This is a genomic window from Nocardioides zhouii (genome assembly GCF_004137345.1).
GTDB classification, from domain to species: Bacteria; Actinomycetota; Actinomycetes; order Propionibacteriales; family Nocardioidaceae; genus Nocardioides; species Nocardioides zhouii.
In genome coordinates, this window is record NZ_SDWV01000021.1 from 11,711 (window position 1) to 30,251 (window position 18,541).

Here is an 18,541-nt window from a genome sequence, read left to right on the forward strand (position 1 = left end):
TAATGTCAAGATGCCCCCGCTGACGGTTGCTGGATCCGGACGGCAGACTGGCGTGGTGATCGACCCGAACCTCGTCCGCGGTGCGCTCGAGCTCGAGCCCACCGACCGTGGCCTGCTGCCGCACCGGCTGCCTGCCTGGGCGCGGGCGCAGTCCGACGACCCGCAGCTCCACCTCGTCGAGGCCCAGCCCGCCGGCGTACGCCTGGCGTTGCGGACCGCGGCGACCCGGCTCGAGCTCGACGTGCTGCCGACCAAGCGCCGCTACGTCGGCACGCCCCAGCGGCCGGACGGGTGGTACGACGTGCTCGTCGACGGCGAGCTGGTCGAGCGGCTGCAGGCGCCCGGCGGCAACGTGCTCGATGTCGAGATGATGACCGGCGCCAGCACGCTGACGGTCGGCGAGCCGACGACGCTGGTCATCGAGCTGCCGGCCGGGGAGAAGGACGTCGAGGTCTGGCTGCCGCACGACGAGCAGACCGAGCTCGTCGACCTCCGGGCCGATTCCCCGGTCGCGCCGCTGCCCGACGACCGGCCGCGGTGGGTGCACCACGGCAGCTCGATCAGCCACGGGTCTGTCGCCACGTACCCGACCGAGCCCTGGCCTGTCGTGGCCGCCCGGCTGAGCGGGCTCGACCTGGTCAACCTCGGCCTCGGCGGCAGTGCTCTGCTCGACCCGTTCGTCGCGCGCACCATCCGCGACACCCCGGCCGACCTGATCAGCGTCAAGCTCGGCATCAACCTGGTCAACCAGGACCTGCTGCGGCGACGGGCGCTCGGTCCCGCCGTGCACGGGTACCTCGACACCATCCGCGACGGGCACCCGGACACCCCGGTGCGGCTCATCTCCCCGGTGCACTGTGCGATCCACGAGGCGGTGCCCGGCCCGAGCGCGCCCGACATGGCGGCTCTCGCCGAGGGCCGGCTGGCGTTCGTCGCGAGCGGTGACCCCGCCGAGGTGGCGACCGGAAAGCTGACGCTTGAGGTCGTCCGCGAGGTGCTCGCCGAGGTCGTCGAGCGGCGCGGCGACCCGCACCTGACGTACGTCGACGGGCTCGGGCTCTACGGCGCCGCCGACGCCGAGCGGCTCCCGCTGCCCGACAACCTCCACCCCGACTCCGCGGCCCACCGCCTCATCGGCGAGCGGTTCGCGGCGCTGGGTGACTGGTAGTCAGCCCTTCAGCGCCTCCGCGATCGCCTGCTCGAGCAGGTCGATGCCCCGGTGCAGGTCCGTCTCCGAGATCGTCAGCGGCGGCGCCATCCGGATCACGCCACCCAGGCCGGGCAGCTGCACGATGTTGATGTGCAGCCCGAGCTCGAGGGCGGCCGCCGTCACTGCCCGGCCGAGCGCGTCGGCGGGGGTCTTGCTGGCCTTGTCGGTCACCAGCTCGACACCCTGCAGCAGCCCGCGGCCGCGTACGTCGCCGACGACGTCGTAGCGCTCGCGCAGGTCGAGCAGCCGGTCGCCGAGCTGCTTGCCGAGCACCGTGGCGCGGTGGGCCAGCCCCTCGCGCTCGACGACGTCGAGCACGGTGAGGGCGACGGCCGCCGGCAACGGGTCGGACGAGTGCGTGGTGAAGAAGAGGTGGCCGCGCTCGTGGCAGATCTCCTCGATCTCGGCCGACGTGACCACGACCGCGACGGGCAGGCCGGCGCCGAGAGTCTTCGAGAGCGTGATGATGTCGGGCACGACCCCGTCGCGCTCGATGGCGTACATCGTGCCGGTGCGGCCGAGGCCGGTCTGCGCCTCGTCGACGATCAGCAGCATCCCGCGTTGGCGGCACTCCTCGTGGAGCCGGGCGAGGTAGCCCTCGGGCAGCTCCAGGATGCCGCCCGACGACAGGATCGGCTCGACGAGGCACGCAGCGAGGCTGCCGGACGACTGGCGGTCGAGCGTCGCGAAGCCGTACGCGAGCTCGGTCTCCCAGTCGTGACTGCCGTTCGCGTGGCGGAAGGGAGAGCGGTACGCGTCGGGCGCGGGCAGCGTGAGGTTGCCGACCGGTGGCGGGCCGTAGCCGTGCCGGCCCGCGCTGAACGTCGCCCCGGCGGCGCCCGTCGTCATGCCGTGCCAGGAGCGGTCGAGGGCCACGACCTCGTAGCGACCGGTCGCGAGCTTGGCCATCTTGATCGCGGCCTCGTTGGCCTCGCCGCCGGTGCTGAGCAACTGCATCCGGCTCAGTTGCGACGGCAGGCTGGTCGCCAGCCGCTTGGCGAGCTCGACGACCGGCCGGCTGAGCATCCCGGAGTAGAGGTGGTCGAGCGTCGAGATCGACTCGGTGACCGTCCGCACCACCTCCGGGTGCGAGTGGCCGAGCACGGCGCTCATCTGGCCGGACGTGAAGTCGAGGATCGCGCGGCCCTGCTCGTCGTACACGAACGAGCCGGCCGCGCGCTCGATGATCCGCGGCGTGAACCCGCCGCCGTACCTGATCAGGTGCGCCTCGGCGTCCCGCCAGAAGGTGTCCTCGTCCATAGGTCCTCCGTCAGCGGTCGGGGTCGACGACGAGCTCGACCTCGATCTCGTCGCCGGCGCCGCGGCCGGTCTTCTTGCGGGTCTCGGCATTGAAGGAGACGAGGTAGCGCCCGCCCATGACGCCGATGGTGGTCGTGTAGGTGTAGTCACCGTCGATGGTCACGACCACCGGCACCCGCTTGCCGCGGTCGAAGGCCAGCACGACGTCCTCGGGCACCACGATCCCGACGTTGTTGCCGCCGGTCGCCTCGAGCTCGGTCCGGAACACAGCCATCTGCACCCCTCGTCCTCGATCGGGTTGTCCGGCAACAGCCTAGAGTCCCCCCATGGCTCGCTACGGCGCTCAGTTCGGTCCCGACATCACCTTCCTGGGCGTGCCTGCGTGCGACCTCGACGACGAGACGACGTACGCCGACGCGGACGTGGTGATCCTCGGCGCCCCGTTCGACGGCGGTACGTCGCACCGGCCGGGCACCCGCTTCGGGCCGCAGGCGATCCGGATGACCGACTACCTCCCGCACGACGGCTCGCGGCCCTCGCTCGCGCTGCGCACGGACGGGCTGCGAGACCTCCGCGTGTACGACGCCGGCGACGTCGAGCTGCCGCCCGGCGACATCGAGACCACCCTCGGCCGGCTCGAGGCCGCGGTGGAGAAGGTGACGCGCTCCGGCGCGATCCCCGTCGTCCTCGGCGGCGACCACTCCATCGCCTACCCGGACGCGAAGGGTGTCGCCAACGTGCTCGGCCACGGCCGCGTCTCGATGATCCACTTCGACGCGCACGCCGACACCGGAGACATCGAGTTCGGCTCGCTCTGGGGACACGGGCAGCCGATGCGCCGCCTCATCGAGTCCGGCGCGCTGCGCGGCGACCGGTTCCTCCAGATGGGGCTGCGCGGCTACTGGCCCGGTCCCGAGACGCTTGACTGGATGGCCGCGGAGAAGATGCGGTCCTACGAGATGACCGAGATCGTCCACCGCGGGCTGGCCGAGTGCCTGACCGAGGCCTTCGGCATCGCGACCGACGAGTGCGAGGGCGTATTCCTCTCCGTCGACATCGACGTCTGCGACCCAGGGCATGCGCCCGGCACGGGTACGCCGGAGCCGGGCGGCCTGACGGCACGCGAGCTGCTCGATGCCGTACGCCGGATCTGTCTCGAGCTGCCGGTGGTCGGCGTCGACGTGGTGGAGGTCAGCCCGCCCTACGACCACGCCGACATCACCGCGGCGCTCGCCAACCGCGTGGTGCTTGAGGCACTCTCGGCCATCGCCCGCCGGAGGCAGGACGAGCGCGACGGGACCACCTGGGACCCGTCGCGCCCGCTGCTCGACCGCTAGTGGGTCAGCCCGTGACGGGCGCCGACGTCTTCACGGGCGTGGGCGCGGGTGCCTGCTTGGGTCCCTTGCTGGGGGCCTGCTGCTGGACGACGGGCTCCTCGGCCGCCGGACCACCGCACGTCGCCGAGGCGAGCACGGCGACGACCTGACCGCCGACCTCGAGCCGCAGGCCCTCGACGGTGAAGTTCTCGCCGTCGGCCACCTGGTGGTTGAGGGTGATCTTCGCGACCGCGGCCAGCTCGGGCGGCAGCAGCTCGGTCTCGGGGGCGATCTCGCCGGCCAGCACCGGCTGCGGTGCGCCGAGCACCTTCACGTCGCTCAGCGTCACGGTGCCCGACTGGTCGGTGCACTGCGACTGCAGCGTCCCGACCGTGGCGAGGTTGAGGATGTCGGTGTCCACCAGCCCGTTGCAGAAGGCGGTGGCGGCCTCGACGGTCGGCACCTCGACGATCGTGCCGACGCCGGGGATCTGGTTGATCGCGTCGTTGAGCGGGGCGAGTGCCTGGTTGGCCTGGGTCGCCTGGCCCACGGCGGTGCAGACCTGGTTGAGGTTGGCCAGCCCGTCCTTGAGCTCCTGCGGCAGCTGCGCCACCGCACTGCCGAGCGTGAGGTTGGTGACGGCCGAGGTGGCGTGGTCGTCGCCCGCACTGAGGGCGAGCACGCCACCGGAGGCGAGCGGGCCGAGCTCGGCGGGGAGCTGGCCGCCGCCGGTCTGGGTCGCAGTGCCGTCCGACGCGACCGCCGGCTGGCCGGGGGTCCCGCCGATCGAGGCGCCGTAGGCCGACGAGCTCGACACGGGGTCACCGCTCGCGGTCGAGGTCGTCACGACCAGCAGGGTGGTCGCGGTGATCGCGATGCCGGTGACGCCGGCCTTGAATGACGTACGCATGTCTACCTCCGGGGCTTTACTTCTGATCGATGATGACGAGGGTGCCGAGCGGCACGAGGCGGAGCTGTTCGAGGGCGTCGTCCGGGACGCGCACGCAGCCGTGGCTGATGGCCTGGCCGAACACCAAGTCGTCCGGCCAGCCGTGGAGGGCGACGGTGCCGGGACCGCCGCCGTAGGTGTCGAGGGTGTCGCTGTGCGAGCCCAGCGGCAGGATCAGCGGCGAGTAGCTCTGGGCGTCGTCGACGATCGAGCCGAGCAGGAAGGTGCGGCCCACCGGGGTCGGCGTCTCCGGCGCGCCGACCGCGACGCTCCACGAGCCGACGAGGTCGCCCTCGTTCATGAGCTCGAGGCGGCGGGACCCCAGGTGCACGCGGACGAGGTACGGCGTCTGCCGCGTGTCGAGCTGCGCGGTCTTGAGCCAGCCGGTCCCACCGTTGGGGCGGGACGGCAGCAGGACCTGCGACCAGCCGTCCTTGCGGTCAATGACCGGGAGCCACGTGTCGTTCATCTGCTTCGGCGTGATCTTGGCGAAGGGCTTGCGACCGGGGGCGGCGTACACCGCCAGCGTGCGGCGCGGGTGGACGACGTGACCGTCGGTGGTGGCCGTGGGATCGGTGTCCAGCGGCGCCTTCGGCAGCTTCGCCTTCGTCGTGGACGCGACCAGTGAGGCCAGGTCGACGTCGGCGCGCTTGGCGTCCTCGTCGCTGTCGCCGCAGGCCGTCAGCCCCGCGACCAGCACGACAGCAGTCGCGAGCAGCGCCAGGCCGCGGCGCGCGCGGTCGGCGGTGGTGGTGGTGCGTCGTGGATCCCTCATGAGGTCCCTCCCCTCAGAGAGAGCAACGACAGACCTCCGGATTGGTAACGCACGATCAACGGCCGAGATGTCGAGAAACCGAGATCCGCTCCGTCCCTGGTATGACGCGGTCATCAGGGCTGCACTTCTCGAGGAGCAACCATGGGCATCATCACGGTGGAGCAGATCGTCACGGCCGACGGATTCGCCGCCCAGGCAGACGGAGGGCTGGACTTCTTCGGCGCGTTCGACACGGGCGAGGATCGCACCGACCGCGGACAGCTGGAGTGGCTGGAGTCGGTCGACGCGATCCTGCTCGGTCGCCGGACCTACGAGATGTTCGCGGGCTTCTGGCCCACGGCCGACCCGGCGGTCGAAGCCGTCGCCACGTGGATCAACGACGCACCGAAGCACGTCGTCAGCGGCACGCTCGACCGGGCTCCGTGGGGCGAGGACGGCGAGGCGGAGGTGCACCGCGACGGCCCGCTCGCCGCGGCCACGGACCTCCGCGCTCGCTACGGGAGCGTCGTGGTGTGGGGCAGCCTCGACCTCACCGACGCGCTCTTCGCCGCGCGCGCCGTCGACGTGCTGCGCCTGCGCACAGTCCCGGTCATGATCGGCGCCGGGCGCTCGTTCGCGCCGCCGTCGCTCGGTCAGCAGCGGCTCGACCTCGACACCTCGGCGGCCCAGTCGACGGGTCACGTCGCCACGCAGTACCGCGTACGCCGCTGACGCTAGATGCCCAGCCCCAGCAGGCCGAGGGGCTCGGTCATCTCCGTCTCCTCGTAGGTGAAGTGCGACTCGAGGTCCTCGCGCAGGTCCGCGACGGCGGTGACCAGCTCCGCGACCCGCGACGGGTCGGTGCGTACGGCGAGGGCCAGGTCGTCGACGCGCTCGAGGTGGGCGTGGATGTCGAGGTGCTCCTCGGCCAGTCGGGTCGCCACCGGTGCGTACGCCGCCATCGTCGCGACGGCCGGGAACATGCTCTGGTCCTCGATGGTGTGGTGCATCGTCAGGAACCGGCAGACCTGCTGGCACAGGCCCGAGACCTGCTGCGCGGTGAGTGCGGGCGCCAGCCGGTGGAGGCTGTCGCGCACGACTCCCACGTCTCCTGCGCCGTCGCGGAGCTCCTCGACCGCGCCCGTGAGCTGCCGCAGCTGCGCGCGGAAGTGGTCGTGGACCATCCGGAGGTGGTCGCCGGCCTGCCGCTGCCGCGGCGTTAGCTCGACCGACCCCGCCACCCGGGGACGGGTCGAGTCGTCGATGGGCGGCACGGGGTCGAGCCTACGGACTCGTCAGCGCAGGTTCGTCTTCCCGACCCGGGCGACGTCGAAGAGCGTCGTGCTCCCGGAGACCTCGTTGCCGACCGCCACCAGCGGACGACCCGTCGGCGACTCCTCGCCCGAGATGAAGGTGAGCCCCTCGGGGCCGAGGTCGCCCGCGGCGGCCAGGTTGCTCGATCCGTTGACGGCGAAGTTGCGGTTGTCGGTCCAGGTGACGAACTGAGGACGGGCGGGGTCCGTGATGTCGTACGCGACCACGCCTCCGATGCGCTCGAGGCCGACGAACGCGTACGTGCGTCCCCCCACCTTGCCCAGGGTGACGCCCTCGGGCTCGGGACCCTTGTCATCGCTGCGATTGTCGAACGACGAGCTCCCGTGGTCGGAGTTGAAGAAGGCCGGGACCGCGCCCGCGGTGATCCGCTCGAGCTCGTCGCCGGTCGTCGAGACGAGCCGGCCGTCGGTCGTGAACACCGAGACGTCGCGGCCGCCGAAGCCGTAGAGCGTCTCGTAGCAGGTGCGGGCGGCGTTGAGGCCGTCGGCCTTGGTGATCTTCAGGCGGCTGAGCCCCGTGAAGCCGGCGCCTGCCTTGACGGCGTCGCAGGCGGGCTTGAGGCCGTTCTTGCCGAGGTCGCCGACCCGGATCTCCTCGGAGTAGCCGTCCCAGTCGCGGGTGTCGCCCTCGTCGGCGGTGACAAGGTAGGTGCGTCCCTTGACCTGGTAGGCCGCGATGGCGTCGGGCTGGCGGAAGGTGCGGAGGTTGGCGAACGTGCGGATGTTCAGCCCGTCCCGGTCGCTCGCGTCGAGGGGCACCCGGGACCGGTCGACGGTGCCGAGCGACCACACGTCGGCCACTGCGGCCGACCGCAGGTCGACGACCGCGACGCCGTTGGCCTCCTGCAGCGTCACGTAGGCCGTCTTCGACTGCTGGTCGATCGCGACGTACTCCGGCTCGAGGTTCTCCGACACGGGGTAGGCCGGCGTTCCGGTGCCTGCGTCCGCACGGCCGCCGTACACGCGGATGCCGCTGGGCAGCGCGCTGCCCTCGAAGGCGTGGAAGCCGGCGCTGCGTACGTCCGACTGCGAGGCCGCCGCGACGGAGTCGGGCAGGGCGACGACCGACACGGTGCCCTCGGGGTCGACGGCGTAGTCGTCGGCGGGCTCGCCCTCGTTGGCGACGACGGCACGGGTGCCGTCCGGGGTGATCGTGACCATGTCGGGAAGGGCCCCGACGCGGACCGCGCCGAGCGCCTGGCCGCTGCCGCCCGCGTCGAAGAAGACGAGCCAGCCGTTGTCCGTCTTGTCCGCCGCCTCGACGGCCACGATCCCGAGGCCGTCCTCGCGGACGGCGACCGAGTTGGCGACGGCCCCGGCATCCACGGTCGTGCCGTCGGCCGATGGGACGCCGGTGGTCTGGAGGTCGAACAGCTTCGCCGGGCTCGCAGGGTTCGAGGCGTCCAGCACCTCGACCTTCGCCTGCGAAGCGTTGACCACGAGGAGGCGCGCGGCGGCCGCGTAGTACTCCACGATCTCCGCCGCCGACTCGTCGAAGACGCCGGTCTCGTAGGTGCCGACCGGGTCGAGCCGCAGGGCGGCGCCCGGTGCCGAGGACCGTACGGGCTCGGCGACCAGGCCGGCGTTGGCTCCTGCCAGGGGCAGCAGTGCGCTGAGGGCGGCGGTGGTGGTGAGCACCGCGAGGTGCCGAGAACGCAGGGTGGAGGACATGGTGGCTTCGGGCCTTCCAGGAGAGGTGGCTGCACGCTGGCGAGCGCGCGTGGAGTCGGGGAGTCGGGAGGGTGGACGCGCGACGGCTCAGCCGAAGCGGCCGTTGACGTAGTCGGACGTACGCGCGTCCTGCGGGCTGGTGAACATCGCCTCGGTGTCGCCGTGCTCGACGATGATCCCGGGGGTGCCCTGCGAGGCCAGGAAGAACGCGCAGGTGTCGGAGACGCGCGCCGCCTGCTGCATGTTGTGGGTGACGATGACGATCGTGACCTGCTGGGCGAGGTCCTTCATCGTCTCCTCGATCACCCGGGTCGAGGTGGGGTCGAGCGCCGAGCAGGGCTCGTCCATCAGCAGCACGCGCGGCTTGATCGCGAGCGAGCGGGCGATGCAGAGCCGCTGCTGCTGACCACCGGAGAGGCCGCCGCCGGGGCTGTCGAGCCGTTCCTTGACCTCCTTCCAGAGGCCGGCGCGCACCAGGCACTCCTCGACGAGCAGCTCCTTGTCGGCCTTGTTCACCCGGGTGCCGGTGAGGCGCAGCCCGGCGACGACGTTCTCGCGGATCGACATCGCAGGGAAGGGGTTGGGCTTCTGGAAGACCATCCCGATGGCGCGGCGGGCGTCGGTCAGCTTGCGCTGCGGGTCGTAGATGTCCTCCCCGTCGAGCAGCACCTCCCCGGCGAGCGCCGCGGACGGCACCAGCTCGTGCATCCGGTTGAGGATGCGCAGGAAGGTGGACTTGCCACAGCCGGACGGTCCGATCAGGGCCGTGATGCCCGACGCAGGCATGGTGAGCGACACGCGGTCGAGGACCTGGTGGCTGCCGAACCACGCGGTGATGTCGCGCGCCTGGAGCGTCGCTGGTCCGGTGCCCGGACCCCCGTCGGTGACGGGTGGCAGCGTGGTGGTCTCGGTCATCGGGCGTTCCTTCGTACGACGGGGGTGGAGGCGGGCGGCCGTCAGCGAGCCGCCCGCCTCCCGATCGGGGTGGGCCGGGTCAGCCCTTGATGGTGATGGTGAACTTCAGCTTCGAGGCGACGAACGCCGAGTTGCCGGCGTACGTGGCGACGAGCTTGTTCTTGCCCGTCTTGAGCGTCTTGGTCAGCTTGATGACCACCACGCCGTTCTTGACCGTGCCCTTGCCGACGGTCTTGGTGCCGCGCTTGATGACGACCTTGCCGGTGGCGGCGCCGGTCGCGGACTCCTTGACCTTGACCTTGCCCTTGACGACCGCACCCTTGGCGTAGCTCGCCTTGTACGTCTCCTTGAGCGTGGTCTTCGCCTTGGCTGCCGGGGCCGGTGCCGCGGCCGCGACGGTGACGTCGGTGTCGGCCGAGCTCGAGCCGTTGAAGGCCGCGCCGGTCGGGGTGAAGACGGCCTTGACCTTGTGCGCGCCCGCGGTGAGGCCCGTCAGGTTGACGGTGGCCTTGCCGCCGGTGACGACACCCTGGCCGCGGGTCGCACCGTCGACCGAGAACGCGACGACGCCCTGGGGCTTGAGCGCCCCACCGCCGCCGACCGTGGCGGTGAGGGTGAGCGCGCCCGCAGTGGCGGACGCGCCGGCGACGGTCGTGGTGGTGTTCACCTTGGCGGTGAGCAGGTCGCTGACGGCAGTGGACGAGGTCGTGGTGACACCGCACTTGCCGCCCTGCGAGGACGAGAGGAGCTGCTCGAAGCCCGCGTCGAGGATCAGCGAGGTCGCGGCCGGCGAGCAGGCGAAGCCGTTGGTCCCGAACATGGCCTGGGCCCACTCACTGGAGACGTCGGGCTGCCGGACGATGTTGTAGAGGGCGCGAGCGGCACTGAAGCCGGTCTCGATGCGCAGGGTGCCGAGCAGGCCGGCGCGACCGACCGAGAACGGCGCGACCGCGTTGGGGTCGTCCTTGATCGGGGCGTCGGAGTGCTCCTGGACGGGAGCGACCTTCGAGGTGTTGATGACCACGTCCACGCCGCCGTTCATCCGCTTGAGCTCGGCCACGAAGAAGTTGCGGGTGCCGGAGCCCGGCTGCGGGATGTAGGGCTTGATCTGGCCGGAGGCGCCTCCGATGGTGGCCCAGTCGGTCAGGTCACCCTCGTAGATGTCGACGATCTGCGCCTCGGTGAGCGCGGCGGGCGCGTTGGACGTCTTCGAGGTCGCCATCGCCAGGGTGTCCTTGGCGAAGGGGAAGCCGACGAGGCCGTCGGAGGCCTCGGCCGTGCTGATGGACGAGGACGACCGCGCGTAGTTCACGTCGAGGTTGCCGCCGGTGCGGAGCAGGTTCTTCCCCTCGGTCGAGCCGTTGGGGCGCGTGATCGCGGCGGAGCCGGCGCGAAGCGTCACCGTCGTGGAGTTGGTCTGGGTGATGCCGTCGGGCGCGAACGTCTTGGCGTCGAAGGACACCAGCCGACGCGCCGGGTTGGAGGCGTTGAAGCCCGCCACGCCGGCGTTGCCGTCTGCCAGGTAGGTCAGCGCGAACATCGAGGTGTCCGAACCGACCCCGACGATGTCGTCGGCGTCGGGGACGAAGGACGGGTCGGCCTGGGCCGGTGCGGCCATGGCGAGCGCCGTGGTGGCGAGAGACGCGGCGGCGACGCCCGCGAGGAGCCTGCGAACAGACATGGAGGGTTCCTTTTCTGAGGTGTTCCGTGATGGGTGGTGCAGGTCACTTCGGTTACATCAGGTTGGGCAGCAGGCGCATGACCACGTCGGTCGTGAGCCAGGCGACGGCGAGCACGACCGGGGTCGCGACCACCCACACCAGGGCGGCTCCGAACCGCTGCCGGGCGGCGATGACCGTGAGGGTCAGCGCCAGGAGCAGTGCCAGGCACAGCACCAGCAGCGGCATGACCGCTCCCGACTCCGCTCCCATGACCTGCTCCGGATCAGGGACCACGCGGGGCAGACCCGCGGGCGTGTCGAAGGCCTGGGCGGCCTCCGCGTCGACGTAGACCACTCCGCCCGCGGAGAGCGACGGCAACCGGCTCCCGCTCGCCTCTCCGCTCACGAGCACGAGGCGCGCCGCCCCGTCGGGTCGTGGCTGCGGCAACGGGTCACCGGCACGTCGTACGCCGATGACGCTGAACCGCTTGCCGCCCTGGGCCGTGGTCACGGTGATCTGGTCGCCCGTTGCCAGCTCGCCGAGGCGGGCGAACGGACCGCCGTAGGTGCGGGCGCGGCCGAAGACGGCCGACGTGCCGAGCTGACCGGGGAGGACCGTGTTGCGCAGGTGTCCCGGCCCGGTGAGCAGGTCGCCGGAGGCGGTGCCCTCCACGACGACCTGGTGGACGCCGAGGCGCGGGATCGCGAGCGTCGCGACGGGCGCTCCCACCTCGGTCACCGGGCCGATGGGCGCCGTCGCGGCCGCGAGCTCGCCGCGGAACTGGGAGTAGAGCCGGTCCTGGCTGCGGTCCTGGGCGAGGCCACCGAGGTAGAGCATCTGCGCAGCCATCCAGCCCGCCACCAGGCAGCACATGATGGAGGTGGTGGAGATCGCCGACCAGGTGTCGTCCTTCACCGTGGCCCCCTGCGCAGACGGCGCAGCCGACCGATGTTGGCCGCGACCGCGCCGGCGATCGCGACGAGGAGGAGGAGGGGCAGCAGCCGATCGGCCACCGGGGACGACACGGCCGCCGTGGGCGGCATCGCCACGGCCTCCGGCTCGACGTCCTTGTCGGCGCCCTTGTCGGCGTTCTTGCCCGCGCCGCCCTTGCCCTCACCCTTGCCCTGGCCCTGACCCGCGCTCTCGTCCGGGCCGTCGACCGTGGTGACGCTGCCCGGGCCGAGCCCGCCGCCGGTGCCGACACCGGATCCGACACCGGATCCGTCGCCCGAGCTGTCGCTCGTGCCGGTCCCGGTCCCGGTGCCGGTCTCCGATAGGGTCACGCCCTTCTGCTCACCGATGGCGGTGGCGACGGCCCTGGCCTGCTTCCACAGCGGTGCCGTGACACCGCTCTTCGAGATCGGCACGAAGCCGGGCGGGAGCTCGCCGTTGCCGTAGCCCTGGCGCTGGCCCTCGGTCGTCGCGATCTCGATGAACTGCTGGACCTTGTCGGCGTCCTCCTGCGGCAGGTTCGCCGTACGAGCTGCCGTGTAGACGATCATCGTGCCGGGGTAGGCGTCGGCCCTGACCATGTCGGCCATGTCGAGGGTGAAGGGCTCGTCGCCGCTCTTGCTCGGCTCGGCCAGCCGGAGTGCCTTGACGATGCCGCTGTCGGTCGGCCCGACGAAGGCGCGACGGGTGGCCAGCTTCGCCTCGTCGAGGCCGAGGCGCTGCGCGTCGCCCATGCTGACGACGCCCAGCATGAAGCGCGTGCCGACGCCCTGGCGGTCGACGCGGCCGATCTTCCACGGGTCGGTGGTGGTCGCCCGGTCGCACTTGGTCTGCACGTTGGGCCAGGCGTCGAGGATCGCCTCGGCGATCTTGCGCATCGAGTTGACCGGCGCGGCGAGCTGGGTGAAGTAGGGCGTGGGGTTCTGCTGGTGGCACTCGTCGAGCGACGTCGGGACGAAGTCGTCGAGCAGCGGCCACTCCGCTGTCGGGAGAGTGATCTTCTTGTAGCTGGGGTTGACCGACATGCCCCACGGGTCGGCCTTGCCGTCCACCCACGCCATCGCGTCCTCGTCCTGCGCGATGTACGCCGTCAGCGCCTCGATCACGTCGCTCGACTCCGACAGCGAGAGCAGCGTGGCAGCGGCCTCGCGACTCGTCGTGTCGAGGCCGGGGTTGAGCCGCTGGAACTCGGGGTCGAGGTTGATCGAGACGGGGTTGGTGCTCATCCCGGGGTGCGCGCGACCCATCTCGCTGCCGAGGTAGGACTGCGTCATGAGCTTGGCGAGCAACCGGGCGTTGAGCTTGAGGTCGGTGAACTCGCCGACGTTGCCGGGTCGGTCGATCACGTATCCGATCGAGAAGCCGGTCACCGCCGTCGGGGCGTAGGCCATCGGGTCGGTGCCCTTGACGGTGTGCTCGCCGGAGACGAACGCCGCGGCGCCGCCGCCGTTCTCTGCGAGGGCGAAGCCAGCGGCGTCGGCCATCTTGTTGTGCTGGAACTTGAAGCGCTTCTTGTCCAGGCAGTAGCTCGGCGACCACTGGAGCGACGCCTGCGCCATCAGCTCGGAGCCGTAGAAGCCGGTGGGGGCGCGGGAGTCGAGCACCGTGCAGGCGTCGGGCGGCAGGCCGAAGCTGATCGGCACGGAGAAGCGGTTGCGCCAGTTGGACTGCGCCCACCACATCAGCGGCGAGGCGGTGAGGTCGACACCCTGGTTGGCGAAGTTGCTCGAGCCGGGCTCGAACTGGCCTCCACGGCTGCACGCCGGGTCCTCGTCGATGCAGCTGATGCCCTGGATCGGGATGACCACGATCGAGCAGGCGACCTTGTCGTTGCAGCCGAGCGACTCGTTCTCGATGTCGGAGCGCACCTCGAACTTCACGTGGCCGTTGCCCTCGAGGTCGGTGTAGGCGGCCATCTCGGCGGGCGGGAAGGCGGCGCCGACCGCGGCCTCGGGCGGCATGGTGGCCGCGGTGCACCCGGCGTAGACGGTGCCGTTGGCGGCGCGGAACGGCGTGATGTGGGTCGAGAACGTGGAGACGTCCTCGCACTCGGCCGGGATCGGGTCGAGGCCAAACTTCTGAGCGCGCTGCGCGTCGCTGGCGTGCTTGTCGTGGCGCCACACCGCCTCGGTGTCGTCCACCAGCTGCGTGCGTTGGACACGTGAGGAGGTCCAGCACGTCTCCGGCGAGAGCTGCTGGTCCACGGGCAGCGATGCGTCGTCGACGCCACGGCACTGGAGGATCACCACGGGGTACTCCTGCTGGAGACCCTGCTCGCCGAACGGGTTGGAGGCGCGGCCGCCGGTGGGGTGCGCGCCGGTCCACGCGATGTTCACGCGCTCGCGCCCGCGCAGCTCGGTGGTGCGGTCGACGGTGACGGTCATGTCGCGTGAGTCGATCTCGATCTCTTGGCCCTGGACCGTGATCGTGCGGTCGAGGTGCTTCGTCTGGCTGTACGCCGGTGCTGCGGCGTCGTCGGGAGCCGCGGTCGCGGCGCTTCCGAGGCCGGCCACGGCCGGGAGGCCGAGCGCGAGGGCGACGACCGCGACGGCCAGGGGTCGGCGCGTCATCGGCTCGCACCCCGTCGGCGTACGCCCCGAGCGATGAGGAGGCCGGGGACGAGGACCAGCGCCAACAGCTCGAGGGCGGCGAGGGCGCCGAAGGCCCGCCCGTCACCGGGTCGGCTGGCGGACAGCTCGGTCGGCGTGGCGTAGATCGGGTCGGCCGTTGTGCCCGTCGTGCCGGTGGCGCCGGTCGCGGAGGCGCCGTCGACCGCGACCACCTCACCGGTGACCGGGTCGACCTCGGTGGTGGTGGGATCGCCGCCTCCTCCTCCGGCGCCCGGCGCGGCTCCGCCGCCCTTGCCCTTGCCCTTGCCATCGACGGCGGTCGCGGCCTCACCGCCGTCACCGGTCGCGGTCTCGGCGGTGTTCTCGTCGGTAGACGGCTCGCCGGTGCCGGTCGAGGTGCCGCACGGCCCGTCTCCCTGCTTGTCGCACGCCGCGGGCTGCGGTGCGATCTGCGCGAGCTTGTTCTGCTTGAGGTTGCCGGCGACGAAGGTGGGGTTGTTGCACTTGGTGGCGTCGCGGTTCTCGATGTCGACGGCCGGGTCGGCCGTCTTGAGCTTGGCGAGCTGTGTGAAGCCCGCCTGCACCAGGTTCAACGGGAGCGGCGAGTAGCCGTAGGGGCCGGCCTTGGCCTGGCCCTCGCAGAGCGAGTAGTACATGAAGTCGCCGAGCGTCTGCCGCTTCGCGGTCGACATGCGCTGGTCCTGAGCGCCGGTCGGGATGATCATGTAGCTGTAGGACGACAGCGGGTAGGCCCGCGGGTCGGTGGCGTTGTAGACGCCGTCGAGGATCTGGGTGAGGTACAGCGGCGAGGACTGGTCCTCGTTGATGCGGGCCTGCGTCAGCGCGACGGCGACGTTGTACTGCGTGGGCTCGACGTAGAAGCCGCCGTCGTTGAGCACCTTGACGACCGGGTAGTCCTTGTTGAGCGGGTAGGCGTACTCGACGTAGCCGATCGTGCCGTTGCCGGCGAAGCCGGAGATGGTGTTCATCACCTGGTCCGAGCCCGACTGGGCAAGCGTGCGGCCCTGGCGCGGGAAGTAGGACGTGTAGCCGCTCTTGCCGAAGAACGGGCGCCAGATCTCGGGGTACTCCGCGTCCATCCAGGTGGTCAGCTGTGCGGTCGTGCCCGAGCCGTCGGAGCGCACGACCGGGGTGATCGCGAGCTTGGGGAAGGCGCGACCGTTGTTGTCCGCCGTGATCGCCGGGTCCGACCAGTCGGTGATCTGGCCGGTGAAGATCTTGGTCAGCGTCTCGCCCGACAAGCGCAGGTTGCGGACCAGCTCGTTGCCGATCTTGAGCTGGTACGTGAAGGCCGTGCCGCCGGCGACGATCGGCAGGTAGGCGAACTCGCGGCCGTTGCTGTTGTCGGCGTTGCCGAACTCGTCGACGCCCGGGTAGGGGATCTCCGAGATGCCGAAGTCGGTGACGTTCTGCGCGAAGTTCTTGCGGCCCTGCGACGACCCGCCGCCGTTGTAGGTCACCTTCATGCCGAGCGCGTCGACGTCGGAGATCCACTGCTGCACGATCACCTCCGACCAGGTGGAGCCCGAGCCCTCGATCTGGGCGTACGCCGCCCGCGGCGAGGCGTTGCCGAGGCCGTCATCGGCCTGCGCCGCGGCATCGAGTCCGAGCAGTGAGAGCAGGCAGGCTGCCGCGAGGGCGGCGACGAGGCGGGGCAGTCGGACATTCATGCGGACTCCTCGACGGCCGCGCTCTTCGCGCGGGGCGTACGACGGGGGCGGGGCGCGGTGGCGCGGGGCGGACGGGCGACGAGGCGGGCGATCACGAAGAGCGCCAGCACCAGGACCAGGAGGACGGTGGCGGCGGCGAAGGCGCGCTCGATGTCCATCGGCTCCGGGCTGCGGGCGCCCTTGAAGATGAAGAGCGGCAGCGAGTTCATGACGCCGTCGGTGGGGTTGGTGACCCAGAACGTGGCGACGCCCGAGGTCAGCAGCACCGGCGAGGTCTCGCCGACGCCGCGGGCCACGCCGAGGATCAGTGCGGTCGCGAGGCCCGGCCGCGCGGTCGGCAGCACGACGTGCCACACCGTGCGCCACCGGCTGGCGCCGAGCGCGAGGCTGGCCTCGCGCAGCCCGCCGGGGACGACGCGCAGGACGACGTCGGCGGCGCGGGCGATGATCGGCAGCATCATCACCGACAGGGCCATCGCAGCCGCGAAGCCGGATCGCGGGAAGCCGATCGCCACGATCAGCACCGTGTAGATGAACAGGCCCGCCACGATCGAGGGCAGCGCGGTCATCGCCTCGACGATCGTCCGGACGACGACCGCGAACCGGCCGCCGACCTCGGTCATGAAGACCGCGGTGCCGATGCCCAGGGGGAGGGTCACGGCGATCGCTATGCCCAGCTGGATGGCCGAACCCAGGATGGCGTGGCCGATGCCGCCGCGGTCGAAGGGATCGCGTGGACCGACGCCGGCCATGTCGTCGACGAAGAAGTTGAGGTGCAGCAGCGGCTCCCAGCCGCGGTAGACGACGAAGACCACCGTGCTGACCAGGGCCGAGCCGACGACGAGCGCGCCCGAGGTGACGATGCCGCCGACGACGCGGTCGACGACGTCGACCCGGCGCCCGGACATCGAGGTCGTCACCGCGGTCATGACCAGGCCGAGCGCGAACCACACCACGAGCAGCCACGCCGGCCCACCGAGCGGCAGCAGTCGCTGGGTGACCAGCCACGCCAGGGCGAAGGCGCTCGCCCATGCGCCGACGACGGTGAAGCGCTCCTCGGCCGTCGGCCTGCCCAGGCCCGGACGGGGTGCCGGTGGCGGGGTGTCGGGGTCGATGAGCGGGACGTACGTCGTACCCGCAGACGCGGTCACGGGGCGCTCGTCCGTCGCGCTCACGGGGGTGTTCATGCGTCGGTCCCGGCACCGGAGCGGCTCCGCGACACGATCACCGCGGCAAGCGTGTTGACGACCAGGGTGATCAGGAAGAGCACGAAGCCCGCCGTCAGCAGCGCCGAGAGCTGGGCTGCGCTGGCGTCGCCGAAGCGACCGGCGATGAGGGCGCTGACCGAGCTGGTGCCGACCTCGAGGATGCGCGGCTTGATGACGAAGTCGGGCGAGATGATGAGCAGGACCGCGATCGTCTCGCCCAGTGCCCGACCGAGGCCGAGCATCGTGCCGCCGATGATGCCGCCGCGGCCGAAGGGCAGGACGACGGAGCGGACCATGCCCCAGCGGGTCGCACCGAGCGCGAGCGCGGCCTCCTTCTCACCGGGAGGCGTCTGCGAGAAGACCTGGCGCATCACCGCGCACGACATCGGCAGCACCATCATGGCCACGGCGATCCCGGCGCAGAACGCGCTGCCGATGTAGCGCGACTGGTCCCACACGGCGGCATCAGGATCGGCGTCGACCGAGAAGATCGGGATCCAGCCCAGGTGCTGGTGCAGCCAGAGGCTGAAGGCCGCCGCGTGGGGCATCACGAGGAAGTAGCCCCACATCCCGTAGATGATCGACGGGACCGCTGCCATCAGGTCGACCATCGAGACGAGCGTCGGCTTCAAGCCTGCCGGGGCGTACTCGCTGATGTAGAGCGCGGTGAGCAGCGCAAGCGGGAAGGCGAACGCCATCGCCACCCCGGCGATCGAGACCGTGCCGACCAGCACCGCGCCGATGCCGAGAACGTCTGCCTCGGGCTGCCAGGCGCTCTCGGTGAAGAAGCTCCAGCCGTAGCGCTGCAGCGTCGGCACCGACTGCCAGGCGAGGAACGCCCCGATGCCGCCGGTGACGACGAGCACCGTCGCCCCGATAGCTCGGGCGCCGACCTCGAAGACGCGGTCGGCGCCGGTCGCCTTGCGGGACAACCGCCGTGGGGACGGTTGGTCCGCAGGCAGGACGGAGTCCTGGACGGGGAGTGTGGTCACGACTGACTTTCGAACGGACCCGAGAGTGTGCTGACGGTGGGCGCGCTCAGTCCGTGGTC

At 71.3% G+C, this 18,541-nt stretch carries 16 protein-coding genes; 3 read left to right on the forward strand and 13 right to left on the reverse strand.

Annotated features, from left to right (window positions below):
- Nucleotides 1-55: 55 nt before the first annotated feature.
- The gene (locus EUA94_RS17510) at nucleotides 56-1,168 is read left to right on the forward strand and encodes an SGNH/GDSL hydrolase family protein (RefSeq protein WP_242494946.1); all 1,113 of its coding nucleotides are present in this window, start codon (nucleotides 56-58) and stop codon (nucleotides 1,166-1,168) included.
- Here the strand turns inward: EUA94_RS17510 and EUA94_RS17515 are convergent, their stop codons facing one another.
- Both EUA94_RS17515 and EUA94_RS17520 read right to left on the reverse strand, forming a co-directional pair.
- A complete protein-coding gene (locus EUA94_RS17515) occupies nucleotides 1,169-2,470 on the reverse strand; it encodes an aspartate aminotransferase family protein (protein WP_129428190.1) in 1,302 nt (433 codons plus the stop codon).
- 10 nt (nucleotides 2,471-2,480) lie between these two features.
- Nucleotides 2,481-2,744, reverse strand: a complete 264-nt coding sequence (locus tag EUA94_RS17520; protein WP_129428191.1) for a DUF1905 domain-containing protein — start codon at nucleotides 2,742-2,744, stop codon at nucleotides 2,481-2,483.
- 52 nt (nucleotides 2,745-2,796) lie between these two features.
- Between EUA94_RS17520 and speB the strand changes: the two genes are divergently transcribed.
- Nucleotides 2,797-3,807 (forward strand): agmatinase, encoded by a 1,011-nt coding sequence (gene speB / locus EUA94_RS17525; RefSeq protein ID WP_129428192.1) that lies wholly within the window; start codon nucleotides 2,797-2,799, stop codon nucleotides 3,805-3,807.
- Nucleotides 3,808-3,811: 4 nt separating this feature from the next.
- On the opposite strand, the gene EUA94_RS17530 is transcribed toward speB, so the two are convergent.
- Entirely contained in the window at nucleotides 3,812-4,696 is an 885-nt protein-coding gene (locus tag EUA94_RS17530) for a hypothetical protein (protein ID WP_129428193.1), read from the reverse strand.
- A 16-nt stretch (nucleotides 4,697-4,712) separates the two neighbouring features.
- Nucleotides 4,713-5,510, reverse strand: coding sequence for a L,D-transpeptidase (locus tag EUA94_RS17535; RefSeq protein ID WP_129428194.1), 798 nt, complete (start codon nucleotides 5,508-5,510; stop codon nucleotides 4,713-4,715).
- Between the two features lie 141 nt (nucleotides 5,511-5,651).
- Between EUA94_RS17535 and EUA94_RS17540 the strand changes: the two genes are divergently transcribed.
- Complete coding sequence (locus EUA94_RS17540; RefSeq protein WP_129428195.1) at nucleotides 5,652-6,221, forward strand: dihydrofolate reductase family protein; 570 nt, start codon at nucleotides 5,652-5,654, stop codon at nucleotides 6,219-6,221.
- A gap of 2 nt (nucleotides 6,222-6,223) precedes the next feature.
- On the opposite strand, the gene EUA94_RS17545 is transcribed toward EUA94_RS17540, so the two are convergent.
- The 9 genes from EUA94_RS17545 to pstC form a co-directional block, all read right to left on the reverse strand.
- The gene (locus tag EUA94_RS17545; protein WP_129428196.1) at nucleotides 6,224-6,763 is read right to left on the reverse strand and encodes a hemerythrin domain-containing protein; all 540 of its coding nucleotides are present in this window, start codon (nucleotides 6,761-6,763) and stop codon (nucleotides 6,224-6,226) included.
- Between the two features lie 21 nt (nucleotides 6,764-6,784).
- Nucleotides 6,785-8,494, reverse strand: a complete 1,710-nt coding sequence (locus EUA94_RS17550) for a choice-of-anchor I family protein (protein WP_207210611.1) — start codon at nucleotides 8,492-8,494, stop codon at nucleotides 6,785-6,787.
- An 87-nt stretch (nucleotides 8,495-8,581) separates the two neighbouring features.
- Entirely contained in the window at nucleotides 8,582-9,409 is an 828-nt protein-coding gene (locus EUA94_RS17555) for a phosphate ABC transporter ATP-binding protein (RefSeq protein ID WP_129428197.1), read from the reverse strand.
- A gap of 79 nt (nucleotides 9,410-9,488) precedes the next feature.
- On the reverse strand, nucleotides 9,489-11,090 hold the full coding sequence (locus tag EUA94_RS17560) for an Ig-like domain repeat protein (protein WP_129428198.1): 1,602 nt from the start codon (nucleotides 11,088-11,090) through the stop codon (nucleotides 9,489-9,491).
- A 52-nt stretch (nucleotides 11,091-11,142) separates the two neighbouring features.
- Nucleotides 11,143-11,985, reverse strand: a complete 843-nt coding sequence (locus EUA94_RS17565) for a sortase (RefSeq protein WP_129428199.1) — start codon at nucleotides 11,983-11,985, stop codon at nucleotides 11,143-11,145.
- On the reverse strand, nucleotides 11,982-14,591 hold the full coding sequence (locus EUA94_RS17570; protein ID WP_129428200.1) for a hypothetical protein: 2,610 nt from the start codon (nucleotides 14,589-14,591) through the stop codon (nucleotides 11,982-11,984). The genes EUA94_RS17565 and EUA94_RS17570 overlap by 4 nt, the downstream gene beginning before the upstream one ends.
- A complete protein-coding gene (locus EUA94_RS17575; protein ID WP_129428201.1) occupies nucleotides 14,588-16,282 on the reverse strand; it encodes a substrate-binding domain-containing protein in 1,695 nt (564 codons plus the stop codon). Before EUA94_RS17575 ends, EUA94_RS17570 begins: the two co-directional genes overlap by 4 nt.
- Nucleotides 16,279-17,469: a phosphate ABC transporter permease PstA gene (pstA, locus tag EUA94_RS17580; protein WP_129428202.1), complete on the reverse strand. Its 1,191-nt coding sequence runs from the start codon at nucleotides 17,467-17,469 to the stop codon at nucleotides 16,279-16,281. Before pstA ends, EUA94_RS17575 begins: the two co-directional genes overlap by 4 nt.
- The gene (gene pstC / locus EUA94_RS17585; protein ID WP_242494947.1) at nucleotides 17,466-18,482 is read right to left on the reverse strand and encodes a phosphate ABC transporter permease subunit PstC; all 1,017 of its coding nucleotides are present in this window, start codon (nucleotides 18,480-18,482) and stop codon (nucleotides 17,466-17,468) included. Before pstC ends, pstA begins: the two co-directional genes overlap by 4 nt.
- Between the last annotated feature and the right edge of the window lie 59 nt (nucleotides 18,483-18,541).